The sequence below is a fragment of the Flavobacterium branchiicola genome (genome assembly GCF_018383905.1).
GTDB classification, from domain to species: Bacteria; Bacteroidota; Bacteroidia; order Flavobacteriales; family Flavobacteriaceae; genus Flavobacterium; species Flavobacterium branchiicola.
This window is the reverse complement of record NZ_JAGYWA010000009.1, coordinates 143,948-158,604: the sequence shown is the minus strand read 5'-3', so window position 1 is coordinate 158,604 and position 14,657 is coordinate 143,948. Positions and strand designations below refer to the sequence as shown.

Annotated in this window: 6 protein-coding genes; all 6 read right to left on the bottom strand. The window is 35.0% G+C overall.

Annotation, left to right across the window (positions count from 1 at the left end):
• On the bottom strand, positions 1–451 hold a 451-nt coding region (locus tag KHA98_RS20555; protein WP_379732353.1), incomplete at its 3' end, for a sugar-binding domain-containing protein.
• 56 nt (positions 452–507) lie between these two features.
• Positions 508–3,642, bottom strand: a complete 3,135-nt coding sequence (locus KHA98_RS20550; RefSeq protein ID WP_213259868.1) for a glycoside hydrolase family 2 TIM barrel-domain containing protein — start codon at positions 3,640–3,642, stop codon at positions 508–510.
• 206 nt (positions 3,643–3,848) lie between these two features.
• Positions 3,849–5,366 (bottom strand): RagB/SusD family nutrient uptake outer membrane protein, encoded by a 1,518-nt coding sequence (locus KHA98_RS20545; RefSeq protein ID WP_213259867.1) that lies wholly within the window; start codon positions 5,364–5,366, stop codon positions 3,849–3,851.
• A gap of 10 nt (positions 5,367–5,376) precedes the next feature.
• Positions 5,377–8,424: a SusC/RagA family TonB-linked outer membrane protein gene (locus KHA98_RS20540; RefSeq protein ID WP_213259866.1), complete on the bottom strand. Its 3,048-nt coding sequence runs from the start codon at positions 8,422–8,424 to the stop codon at positions 5,377–5,379.
• A 730-nt stretch (positions 8,425–9,154) separates the two neighbouring features.
• Positions 9,155–13,204, bottom strand: coding sequence for a hybrid sensor histidine kinase/response regulator transcription factor (locus KHA98_RS20535; protein ID WP_213259865.1), 4,050 nt, complete (start codon positions 13,202–13,204; stop codon positions 9,155–9,157).
• Positions 13,205–13,710: 506 nt separating this feature from the next.
• Positions 13,711–14,358, bottom strand: coding sequence for a hypothetical protein (locus KHA98_RS20530; RefSeq protein ID WP_213259864.1), 648 nt, complete (start codon positions 14,356–14,358; stop codon positions 13,711–13,713).
• Positions 14,359–14,657 lie beyond the last annotated feature (299 nt).

The window sequence follows — 14,657 nt, the reverse complement described above, 5'->3', positions numbered from 1 at the left end:
CATAAGGCCAGGTTCCGACATAATTTCCGTTGAGGTAAATTTTGGCATTGGCCATTGCTCCATCAAAATCAACAAAAATCTGTTTTCCAGAATCGGAGGCAGGAACGGTGAAATGTTTGCGATACCAACCAATTCCTTTCCATGGCAATTTTCCGGTTTCGCCTCTTAATTCAATTCTGAAAGGCCCTTTTATAGCCCAGTCGTGCGGAAGGTTTAATTTTTCCCAGTTAATTTCATTAGTAGCAATTGCTTCCAGATTTTTAGGTTCTTCCTTAATCAATCCATCTGCCTGAAGTCCGTAGCGGGAAAAAATCCAGTTATCATCAAAAGACTGCGTGTCGGCTGAGCCCATTCTTTTTATCGCAGTTTGCTGAGAAAATCCAGTCGATCCTATGATAAAACAAAGTACCAATACTATACTTTTACTTATCGGAAATATCTTTCTGTACATCTTTGTGAGGTTAGTTATTATGATACTTTTTTGTAAAAGACTATATTATTTATTACTTATTTCTTTTTGGCTTTAATAATAAAACCATAACTATACTCCTTATTCTTTAATTGGTACTGTTGATGCGGAAGGGCTCCCCAGCTCGTATCACCCCCAAGGCCTCTTTGTGCTAAATCAACACAGACCACAACTTCATTTCGCGGAGTGATATCACTAGTATGACGATTTTTCTTTGTTAAACCCGGGTCAAAATCTTCAGGGTAATTATGTAGTGCACTTATTCCTAAAGGCTGCAATCCTTGAATTTCAATACCATTTCCTGAATTATCAGTGAGTGTTAGCCAGCGAACATCTGTTTTATAACCGTTTTCTTGTGGTCGGATATAAGGCACATATTGATCCGCTACTTTACTCTGGTAAATACCTTTTAAAGAAGATGCATTTCTGTCCTGATAGTTTTCCCAAGGGCCTCTTCCATAATAAGAAAAATTATCAAATTCTTTTTTTAGTGAAAACAGCATTCCAAAACGAGGCATTTCGGCTAATTCATTATTTCCTGCCTTGAATGAATTCATTAGGGTAAGACTACCATCTCCATTCATTGTGTAGGTAATAGTATAGGAAGACGCTACATCTTTTAAGAGGAGGTTTGCCACTACTATTGCCTGACCACCTTCTTCTTTTATTTCAATTGTTTTCAAACTGCCAGAACTCCCTGCAGTTCTCCACATATTACTTGTTAACGGCATGTTATTGCCAAAATCATTATCAGTAGGGGCACGCCAAAAATTAGGAGTTGGCATTTGACTGAAGTAATACTCCCCATTTGATTTATATTGTATCATTAAACCCGTTTTCTTATCTATTGTTACCTCAACACCTGCCGAACTAAGAGTAATTAAATCATTACTATCTTTAACACCAGGTTTTATACCTGCCACATTTGATTTCACAAAGTATTTACCCTCCCCGATGGAAAATTGTTCTCGTGCAACTTCAAAATTTTGAGGCAAAACTTCTGTACCGTATTTTGTGTTTGCAAAAATATTTACAAGATATTCCACCCCGTCTTCAATGACTATTTTAGGCAGTTCGAGTTTAATTTGTTTTTTAGACTGCGGAGCTAATTCTATAGCAATATTACCGGTTTTAACAGCTACTCCATTTTTTAATACTTCATATTTAAAAGAGTACTGATTAAGGTTCGTATAACCAAATCCATTTTCAACTTCTATAATTCCTTTGGTCAAATCGATACCTTTAAAAAGAATATCCTGATAACTTTTTTTTACTTCAAAAGCACCAGGGTGCGGAATACGATCCGGCCACACCAATCCATCAACACAACCATTTTCATCATGAGTGTAATTTTGACCTCCCAGATCACCGCCATATGCCCAATATTTTCGTCCCGCTTCATCTTTCATCTCAAATCCCTGATCAACCCAATCCCAAATAAATCCGCCCTGCATGTTTTTACTACTGTGAATAATATTCCAATACTCCTGAAAATTCCCATTACTATTTCCCATAGAGTGTGCATATTCACACATTATAAAAGGGCGTTTTACATCTTTACGTGCGGCATATTCTTGCATATAAGCTATAGTAGGATACATAGGGCAAACTACATCGGTATTTTCCTGCTCCCCTGCCTGCTCGAACTGAACCAATCTGGTTTTATCTCTATTTTTAACCCATTGATATGCTTCATGGAACACAGGCCCGTTTCCGCATTCATTTCCTAATGACCAAAGGATGACAGAAGGTTGATTTTTATCGCGTTCAACTAAGCTGTAGATACGGTCCATATGTGCTGCCTTCCATTGCGGAAGATAGGCCGGATGTTTACTTTTGTCGAAAGGACCTTGTAATTCAGCCCCCATTCCATGTGTTTCAATGTTGGCTTCATCAACTAAAAACAAACCATATTTGTTACATAATTTTACCCATAACAAATTATTGGGATAATGACTACAACGCACCGCATTAATGTTGAGCTGCTTCATTAATCTGATATCCTTCATCATTGTTTCCTTGTCCTGATAATGTCCGGTCTTTGGATTATGCTCATGAATATTTACCCCATGTACCATAATGCGAATACCATTCACTAATAATTGTCCGTTTTTTAATTCTACTTTTCTGAAGCCTATCTGAGAAGCGACAGTTTCAACGAACTTTCCGTTCTCATCTTTTAATGTAAGGAGCAGTGTATATAAATCCGGAGTTTCATTACTCCATAATTTTGGCTTAGATACATTTTGAGTAAAAGTGGCAGACTGTGTTGAATTAGCTCCTACATTTATTTTTATGTTTCTTTTAAAAACTTCCTTTCCATCTGCATCTATTAATTTGGCCTCGATTCCCTGGTTATCTTTCGCCACTGTATTCATATTCTTTAAGACAACATCAACAGAGAGACTTCCATTTTTATAGGAAGCATCAAGATCGGGACGTGCAAAGAAATCTGCTATACGTGTATTGGATGTACTATATAGATAGACATTTCGATCAATCCCTGATAAGCGCCAAAAATCCTGATCCTCTAAATAAGAACCATCACTCCAGCGATAAACCTGAACCGCTATCTGATTTTTTCCTGCTTTTACATATGGGGTCAAATCAAACTCTGCCGGACTTTTAGTGTTTTCGCTATAGCCCACTTTCTGGCCGTTTACCCAAATATACATCGCTGAAGTTCCTGCTTCAAAATGCACATAAACACGGCGTCCTTTCCAATTTTGTGGCAACTCAAAAGTGCGTTTGTAGGACCCTACAGGATTATCTGAATGCGCTATAAACGGAGGATTTTTAACAAATGGATAGATTATATTGCTGTAAATAGGAATACCATATCCCATCAACTCCCAGTTAGAGGGCACTGTAATTTCATTCCAGTTGGTCGTACTAAAATCGGTTTTAAAAAAATCTTTTGGTCTCTGATCTGGTGTGGGCGACCAGTTAAACTTCCACTGCCCATCTAAAGACAAAAACCATGGCGAGCGGGTATATTCATCTGCAATTGCAGATGCATCGTCCGCATAAGGCAAAAATGCGGCCCTTGCCGGCTCACGATTTATTTCAAAAACAGCAGGATTTTCCCAATCATTATTTGAACTCATTTCCTGCGAATGAACTGCCAGTGAAGACAGTGCAAAAATAAAGGCTAAAACTGTACTTTTTCTCATATAATATTTCTTCTAATAGGTATCATCAAAATTTATCATTATCAAGAGTTTATCATTAATAGTCAGGTCTTAACTTTATTTCCTTACTGATAGATCAAATCAGCCCGACTAATGACAATGATAATAAGAGAAGACAAATGACTGATACAGGCAGATCAATCATTTGTCAAACTCACACAACTAATTAATTAAACAATTACTAACACTTACCAAGGTGTATTTTGAGTCATATTGGGATTATTATTCAATTCACTTTGCGGAATTGGATAGTAGGAGAATTTTGGAGTAAAAAGCTCATATCCACCTACCTGACTATCTTTTATTACTGTCTCTAAGATCCCCCATCTTCTTAGGTCGAAGAAATGTAACCCCTCACGAGCAAATTCAATATTTCTTTGATTCATAATTTCGGTCATCATTTGATCTTGTGTCCATCCTGTCATTGAAATATCATTCAATTTTGCTCTATCCCTGATTCTTTTAACAAGAGGTATTGCCTCTGCGACTTTTCCCTGCATTGTTTTTGCTTCGGCAAGCATTAAAATTACGTCGGCATAACGCATGGCAAATTCATTTAATTCTGATTTCCAATCTCCTTCGTCATTATTCCACCAATTTTGATTTTTTCTAATCCAAATGGCGTGTGCTCCAAATTTGGTAGCAAAATCAGCATTGTAAAAAATACATCCCGGATAGTTCCATGCAAGAGTAGTTAATGCTCTTGGATCAAATTCACCTGCAGCGGTTTTCTCTTTTGTCATTGCATTTAGCAAAACTGTGGTAGGTAATAATTCGTTCCACCCGCCTACTTCTCCAGGAGCGCATTCCTGAGCCATGGTTGTTGCTCTTGTTCTTTCCGGTGGTGTTCCTCCCCAAATAGTCGAGCCACCTACTTTGCTAAACTGAATTTCAAAAACAGATTCTTTACTGTTTTCATGCTTGCCATCAAATAATTCAGCGTAATTATCCACAAGCCCATAACCATTGGTACCTTCATTATTTACCAATTTGGTGAACTGTTCTTCAGCTTTTGCATAATCTTTCATATACAGGTAGGTTTTACCTAAAAAAGCAATAGCAGTGTTTTTGGTTATTCTTCCTTTTTGAGCTGCAGGATAGATTTCCGGTAAGGCACTATTAGCCGCAAATTGAAAATCGGCAATAACCTGATTCCAAACTTCAGCTTCAGTAGCTTTTGACTTAAAATAATCAGCCTGTGTCTGTATTAATTCAGTGGTAATTGGCACTGCCCCATATTCATTAACCAAATTAAAATAATTTAAACCTCGGAGAAAAGTTGCCTCAGCAACCAATTGCTCTCTTTTTATCGGATCAATATTCTGAATCTTTGGCGCATAACTAATTACTTGATTAGCACGAAAAATTCCAATATAAAGTGTTTTAAATATTTCCGCAGTCAGTTTATTTCCTGCATCATTCTTATAAAAAGATACCGAATAGCGATCCTGCACGTCATTTCTTGCCACAAAATTTTCTGTTCTGTTCTCTTTAAGCTGCATGGCTTGTATCTCCCAATAACCCGCATTATTATTATCCACCAGTGTATTGTATATAGTCGCTACACCAGATTCAAGATCTTCAGGGGTTTTCCAAAAAGAAGTTGTTGTTTGTTGACTTGGATTTTCTAATTCCAGATTGGTATCACAAGAACTCAGCACTGCAAGTCCCGATATTAGATATAGTATAATTGATTTCTTTTTCATTTTTTTCTAGTTAAAAGTTAATTTGCAAACCAAAAAGGATCGTCTTACTCAATGGATATGATTTGTAATCAATTCCTCTTCCGCCCAATGCATCTGCAGATACATCCGGGTTATAACCTGAATATTTTGTAAACGTATAAAGGTTATCTCCTGCAAAATAAATTCTACATTTATCGATAGATGCTTGTTTAGTAATACTATTTGGAATAGTATATCCTATTTGAATAGTTTTGATTCTCAGATAAGAACCGTTTTCCAGAAATCGATCTGAATAATCTGCACTATTATTATTTTTGTCATCGATATCTAACCTCGGAAAATTTGAATTTGGGTTAAAAGTATACGAATCTAATGTAGAGCTTGCATAATTGATATTTGCACGAACAGTTTCAAGATCTGTATTGTTTCCATTATAAATCTTATTGCCAGAAGTTCCTTGTAAAGCTATAGTACAATCCAGTCCTCTCCAATCTCCCTGAAAACGCATACCATACTCAAACTTAGGGAAAGCACTTCCTTTGTATTGTCTGTCCTCGCCATTGATTTCCCCGTCTCCATTATAATCAATGTAACGAATATCTCCCACCTTTGCATTTGGCTGAATAAGGGTTCCATTCTTGCTATGCGCATCAATCTCTGCCTGAGATCTGAATAATCCATCAGTATCTACCAGAAAAAAAGAATAAATAGGATAGCCTACTTTGGTATAAGTTACTGGTGCACCATGAAAAGATCCACTAGAACCTTCTACAATCTGACTTCCGGTACTAAGTTCATCTACATTATTTTTAATACTGGAGAAATTCCCTGTAATACTGAAATTAAAATCTTTTATTTTTTCATTATATGTAAGACTCATTTCATACCCTTTATTGGTAACATTCCCAGCATTAGTATACGGATTGTTATTAGAGCCAACTGATAATGGAATCGGCACTCTTAAAAGTAAATCTGAAGTTTGCTTTTTGAAATAATCGAAAGTGTATTGCACTTTTCCATTCCACAAATCAAGATCTAAACCAATATCCGAAGTGGCCGTTTCTTCCCATTTTAAATCTACCGCCGGAGAGTTCGTTTGAATATTTCCGTTCCATAATGTGTTTGGTTCCCCTATTCCATAACTGATTCCTGAAGTAATTAATCCTAAATACTGATAATCACCAATTTCCTGATTTCCTAACACACCATAACTTGCACGAATTTTTAAATCTGATATTGGCGTTTTTAGCTTCGTAAAGAAGTTTTCCTTTCCAATACCCCATGCAGCAGAAACTGAAGGGAAATTACCCCATTTATTATCTGGAGAGAATCGTGAAGAGCCATCACGTCTAATGGTAGCTGACAAACTATATTTATCATCATAAGAATAGATAACACGGCCTAAATAGGAAACCAGATTGTTTTCTAAATTAAAACCACTGGCCGCTGGTTGTATGGCTCCGGAAAGTGTGTAAATATTGTCTGGAATACCACTTACAGAACTTGTTACTGATTTGAATGTATTATTATAAACGGTGTATCCAACCAGAGCATTGAAATAGTTTTTACCAAAAGACTTGGTATAATTCAATGTATTTTCTACCTGAGTATAAAGGTTAAATTCATCTAAATGGGTCAAATCATTGTCCAGATTTTTAAAGAATCCCCCCACCTCATATCTCGGCGTATAACTATCTCTTACATTATCAGAAACAGTAGCTCCAAGATTTAGTTTGTACTTGAATCCATCAAAAAGATTAGCTTCAAGATAAGTATTTATTAAGGCTTGATAAGTGTCGCTTGTAACATCTAGAAGATTTAGGGCTGCAACGGGATTAAAAATATCTGTTACGGGTCCCGAAGCACCACCATATCCTCCAATTGCATTCTCATCATAAACAGCAAACCCAGGAATCATTGTAATGGCGCTTCCAAGCACATTTCTTCCCTGTCCGGGAACACCAGGTAACTCTTTTCTTTTTTCTTTGGTCAGTAAAATAGTTTCCCCTATTTTGAAAATCCCTTTTTTATAATCCGATTTCACCCTGATATTAAAACGATCATAATTGGTTTCTTTGATAATACCTTCCTGATTATAATAATTCAAAGACATGCTGTATTTTAAATTATCCGAGCCTCCTAAAAAACCTAATGAATAATTTTGGGTGGGTGCCACCCTAAAAATTTCATCTTGATAATCTACACCGGCTCCCCCTACTTCAGGATTAAGTGCTATAGGTAATGGTTCTTTTCCAGCAGCAGCATAGGCAGCATTACTTACTTTTGCCCAGCCTTCCTGATTTAATAAACTTAATTGTTTGGTAACGCTTGCTACTCCTCCAAATACATCCAGAGATACCTTTATATCCCCTTTTTTTCCATTTTTAGTGGTAATGATAATTACACCGTTTGCTGCTCTGGAACCATAAATTGCTGCAGCAGCGGCATCTTTTAGGACTTCTATCGACTCAATATCATTTGGACTTAAGTTATTCATAGAAGCAACCTGAATATCATCTACAAGAATCAACGGGTTGTTATTGTTTAAGGAACCCGCTCCTCTTATTTGAATTCTGGTTCCCGAACCAGGACTACCACCAGCCGCCTCTACAGAAACTCCAGCTACTTTCCCTTGAATGGCACTCCCTAAATTGGTATTACTCTGCGCGTCGAGTTGTTTTGCCTTCAGGCTGCTGATCGCTCCTGTAGCACCACTCTTTTTTACGCTTCCGTATCCAATAATTACCACTTCGTTTAGTGCGTTGCTTTCTTCATTTAGTGACACATCAACGGTTTCCCTGTTTTTGATAGCTTCCTCAACAGTGGTAAAACCAATATAAGAGAATACAAGTGTGCTTTGGGGATTTGAGACCGTAAGTTTATAGGTCCCGTCAAAATCGGTTACCGTCGAAGTTGTGGTTCCTTTAACTGTCACGGTAACACCTGGAATTTTCTGTCCTGTTTTACTTTCCCGTACAGTTCCTTTAATAGTATTTTGGGCTTGTGCGCAAAGAGATGAGATTAAAATAAAAACCGAAAGTGCTAGTTTGGACTGAATGAAAGATATAAAGCTTTTCATTCGACTGACATTTTTTTTGTTTTTCATAAATTCATAGTTTTAAAATTGGTTTTGGTTAATAGTTATTTTTAATTCACTTTTTAAAAAATTGAAATCAGTCTTTAAAAAATTGATATCATTGGTAAGTACAATTTTTATTATGCAACCTTTTTCATTTACTATCAGGTGAATCTCGTTTAGCCTTTTTTTTTTAATTGTTTTAATGCAATAATTTTTCTGAATTGGTTTCATTTTAAACAGGATTATAATAATGTGAAAGAGACTATTTGAAAGCTTTTTTAAACGTAAAAAACACACTTTACAAAAAACTTCCCAATATATTTTTTGGTCGCAATCTTATTTTTATTTGATGCAAAGTAATGTGTCTTCCCATGCTTTTAAGGGGGGTAAATTCAGGAAAAAACAAGGTCAAATTCACAATTAGTACTTTTTTTGGCAATAAAATTTCTAACTACAAAAAAAATTGTTCTTTTTTTTACATATATAACAATGTATAAAATAGCCACACCAATGGCTTTGCTTTAAATTAAAAAAGAGAAAGCAGGAGAAACTCAACTGTATGGAAGCATTTTTATGAGTTGATGGCATTACTGTTTTTTTGGGACAATGAGTGGGCAAAACCTAATTTAAAAACAATGAGCCCGATACAATATCGAGCTCACTATTTACAAATATCAGATTGCAACAGAATTAAAAGTTTTAAAATAGCATCTATAAAACTAAAATAATATCATTTAATAATATTGGTATCTGCATTAAAAGAGTTTTTATACTTTCTGATATATTCAGAAGGGGTCATTCCAAAAAGCTTTACAAATTGTTGTCTGAAATATTTAGGATCTTCAAAACCAACTTCTGCACTTGCCTGCGTAATATTGATATCCTTTGTCAATAATAACATAGCCGCTTTTCTGATTCTAACCGAACGAATAAAAGAACTTAAGGTTTGCCCTGATATGATTTTAATTTTAGTATATAACATACTATGGCTCATTCCCATTTCAAATGCGAAGTTTTTGATTTTGAAATCTTTTTTATGAATATTAGATTCCACAATATCGATACATTTTTGTAGTATTTCCTGATACTCCACCGGTACTTTCTGCGTGTTTTCCTTAAGGGTTATGCTGTCTAAAAAGTATTTTCGCAGATTACTTCTGTTTTTTAATAACGAATCTACGCGTGCCACCAGCATATCCTCATCAAATGGTTTTGTGATATAATCATCTGCCCCGTCGCTTATTCCCTGCAGATGAGTTTCCGGATTTTGCGATGCCGTGAGCAAAATCACCGGAATATGGGAAAGGGTATTATTTTCTTTTATTCTTCTGCACAATTCCAAACCATCCAATTCCTGCATCGTAATATCACTAATCACCAGATCAGGCATGTGTGTTTTGGTCAGTTTTAGTCCTTCCTCACCGTTCTCTGCACTATAAACAATATAAGTGTCGGAAAACAGTCTAATCAGATAATTTCTTATTTCAGCATTATCGTCAATAATTAAAACAGTGCGTTTGTCTGTGAGCATTATTTTATGAAAATCACCTTCTGTGGCCGCAAAATAATGTAAATCAGTTTCATCGTCTTTTTCGTCGTCCAGAAATTCATTTAACAATTGGCTTCTTTGATGAATTTCGTTAGAGATTTCTGCATCTTCAAAATGATCCACCCCTTTTAATAAAGTCAGTTTAAACACGCTTCCTTTTCCAATTTCACTAGTACAATTTACAGTTCCCTTATGTTTTTCTATAAAATACTTTACGATGAAAAGTCCAATTCCAAAACCAGTTCCAATAGATACTTTTGAATTTAACTGTTTGAATTTTTCGAATATGGCATCCATATTTTTTTCTTCTATGCCTTTACCTGTATCGGCAATCTCAAGAAACACCGCAGAATCATTTTCACTAAGTTTTAGCGTAATTTCTCCACCTGAGGGTGTATACTTAAAGGCGTTAGACATAAGATTAAACAAGGAAATTTCGATTTTCTCATAATCTCCTACGATTTCAACATCATAATCCGGAATACTAAAAATATAATTAATGTTTTTATCTTTTGCCTGACTTACAAAACACTGAAACACTTCATTACAAAGATTGTTTAAATTTATGGTCGAGAGTCGCAGGGAGTCCGCATCATTTTCAGCTTTACGAAAAAGCAACAGCTGATCAACCAAACTCAAAAGCCTTCGGGCGTTACGATGGGCAATTGCTAAATCACTCCCTGAAGAGCCTTTTTTAACACTTTCTTTCTGAACTGCTTTCTTGAGCGGATTTATGATAAGAGAAAGCGGCGTACGAAATTCGTGTGAAATATAGGTAAACATAGAGGATTGTTTCTCTGCAATTTCTTTCTCTTTCTTACTTTCTAGTTCTGCAATCGTGACTTTATACTTTAGTTCTTCCTTGTTTTTACTATACCTTCTGTAAGCAAAAATAATTCCGATGCCTGCCAGGAGATATAATGTATAGGCCCACCATGTTCTATACCATGGCGGAAGAACTATTATAGTGACCAACTTTTCTTCAGGATTCCAACCTCCTTTAAAATTGGTTGTCTTTACTTTGAAAATATACTTTCCTTCGGGCAATCTGGAATAATTTGCTTTGCGGGTTTGTCCTACATAATTCCATCGATTATCCCATCCCTCGAGAAAATAAGCATATTTTATCCTGTCACTTTTATTATAATCCAATGCAACAAATTCAACTGATAAGGTCGTTTGATCATAAGGCAATTTTACTTTTTTGATTTTCCCCTGGTCCCATTCTGAAATTATTTCATTTTTAGAATATTCAATGGGCTGATTATTTACGTAAAAATCAGTCAGCAACACACTATGATTTTGATTGAAAACTTTAATGGTCTCAGGATAAAAGAGATTAAATCCATTTATTCCTCCAAAAAGAAATTCTCCGGTAGATAATTTCAATCCTGCATTAAAACTAAACTGATTACTTTGGAGCCCATCGTTAACAGAAAAATTACTGAATATTTTTCTATTCTTATCAAACCTGCACAAACCATTATAAGTACTCATCCATAAATTTCCGTCTTTATCTTCGAGCAATCTTAAAATAGTATTTGAAGGTAAACCGTTGTCGGTGGTAAATCTCTTAAATGTGTTTGTTTTTCGGTCAAATAATATCAAACCTCCTTCCTGAGTACCTAACCAAAGGTTTTTATCCTGATCTTCAAGAATAGATCGTACCGGATTTCCTATCTCAACTTTATATATCTTTTTATTATTTCTTTCAAAACCAATTAATGAAGTGTAATTACCGCCCCACATTTTACCATCACTTGTTTCGGTAAGACACTGCATATTATCAATTGCCTTATTAAACAAAATAAAACTATTCTTCGTTCTGTCAAAACGATATAAAAAACCTTCATTGGTAGAACTTGCCCATATATCACCATGAGAATCCTTGTAAACAAACCAGATATTTTTCTCCACCTGTTTCATATACGGATTGTAACAGGAGTATTGGGTTACTGCGTTTGTTTTTGTATTAATTCTATTAACTCCTCCTGCCCAGGTCGATAACCAGATATCGTTATTATCATCTTTTATAATACTGGTAACAAAAAGACTCGAAAGTCTATTGGAATAATTGACATAGGTATTATTTTTTCGATTCCAGTATCTTACGCCTGCACCGTCTGTACCAATCCATATATTCTTTTTTTCATCTTCGCAAAAAGACAGAATAAAATTCTCTGTAGGATCATTTTCAATTGTGTTGTACCTAATATTCTTAAAATATGTTGGCACATTACTCAACATGCTTACACCTCCCCGGAGCGTTCCTATCCACTTGTTTCCTGCTCTATCCTCATACAGACATGATATGGAGTTACTTTTTAAAAGTTGATTATCACGTACTGATTTATAAACAACCGCTTTTTTATTTATTACTTTATAAACGCCACAACCATCTGTTGCAAGCCAGATTTCTTTTTTTTCATCTAAAAGAATATCCGTAACGGTACATTTTTCTGAAAAGTAATTTGCGGAAAGCGATCCGGATTTAGTGTTAAGAAGATAAAGCCCTTCATCTGTGCCAAGCCAAAGATTATTGTCCTGAGTAACCTGCATGCATTTTACTTCGTTTGCCAACGGGTATGCAACTTTTAATTTTTTGGAATTGTAATTATAGTTACAAATACCCACATTCCTCACATATACCCAGCACTGGCCTTCTACAAGGGTATTTTCCAAAACTGCGGCGTCGTATTTAAACGAATCCTTTTTATCGGGTAATCCTTCTAAAGAGATACCTGTACCAGTAAATAATCCATTTTCAAAAACAATTAATCCTGATTTTTGAGTTCCAACCAGAACCTGGTCCCCTACTGCCCGTATCTGACGAACGATACCTTTTACTATTTCGGCCTTATGGTTCGCAAAAACATATTTAACAGAATGAAATGTAGCATCCGTTTTATTATACACACACGCTCCATTTACTCCTCCTACCCAAATATTTTTTTTAGAATCCCCTTCTATATAATTGATGCTATTGAATCGCAATGATTTTGAATCCTTTATTCTATTTCGATAGATTTTAAAATTATATCCGTCATATCTATTCAATCCGTCGTAAGTGCCAAACCACATATAGCCATCACTATCCTGAAAAATTGAATTCACAGAATTGTGCGACAACCCATTAGAACCATTCAGAAATTTAAAAGTATGATCTTGTGAAAAAACAATTATAGGAAACCCTATAAATAATATAAAATTTAAAATAAAATATTTCAGCATAAAATAGGTCGGTTAGTTTTCAAGTTTCATAAAAAAACAACTATAATCAATTTCATAAACACCGCTGTTTATAAAATTGAAAATAAAGTATATTTACAATTTAATATTTGCTTTTCGGTAATTTCTGACCAGGCTTTACCCTTGGCAGTCAGATTCAAATATAATTGTTTCTGTAGTGAAATTTTCAAAAACTACATCAAATACATTTTTAAATCTTCCGATTTCCATAATTCCACTTGGTCTGAGATACCCTTCCGGAAATTTTGCATACTACATACCCCCTCTTTACAATTTCCTGAATACTTTTTTTCCTGAAACCATCTTCCTGATTTAGTAATTGATTTACCAATAGGGTCGATTATATTTTTTTAATCCGCCTAACAATTCACTAAATCAATAGCGCAGGTTATTGACCTTCAAAATTAAAAATCTCACAGATAAAATCAAATGTCGCCAGTGTTCCAACTCCTTTTCTAAAACAAATCTGATTCAGGAGTGAGGTAGTACTATATCTTTTTCTCTACTGACTTAGTTTCTACAAAGTCTTCATGTCTGGTGAAGTATTCTAATGCTAAAATTAATAATATCGAGCTTGCATTATACACTTTTTGCATGATTACTGCCAAACCTAAATAGCCAAACCCAAATAGGAAAAAGAAGCAGTAAAAAGTCAATAGGCAGAAAATACAACAAATTTTTAGAAAATGAAGTTTTGACTTTAGGATAAATACTGTAATAATAAATAAACCGACCAATATTAAAATGATCGATAGGGTTCCCAGGTCATGAAAGGGTGTTGCAATTAAAAAAATAAGTAATAAGTTGGTGATACCTATAAATTTTAAAACATTAGCCCATTGTTTTGAATAAATCTTTTTTGACATATTGATAAAAAAAATACCATAACCAACCGAGTGAAAAGCCATTGCAATGATTGCCCAGATCCTGCCGGGATTCTCTGCACCATTTAGTGCTTTTGCCGTAAACAAATTGCTCAGGAAATTTTTTGACCAGTCAAACCCAATAGAATTTTTATCAAGCAATGATCCTCCTGGATAAACTAAGCTTGCTTTTACAATCAAAAGCACCGAAATAACCAAACAGATCAAAACAGTGTATTTCTTAAGGATTGGGTTAATTCTTAAATTTTCCATTTATCAGTCAGGTTAGTTGTTGTTTATCTCATTAGCTAAATATCGCTAACTAATTCATATCTTCTATAAATATGGCATAATTAGTTATTTTCAAATGTATGATTTTCCTGTTATAAATCATCAAAATGACTTATAGTTTACCTGCTTCCTCTTGAGTACTATAGATTTCTCCGTTTTTTTTCTACTCGAAACTTAATCGTACCGCTGATGATTTAAATTCAGTACTGTAAACTCGTCCGACTAAATGTAGTAACTCCATCTTTGCATTGAATCATTTTATGGTTATGTATTAATGACAA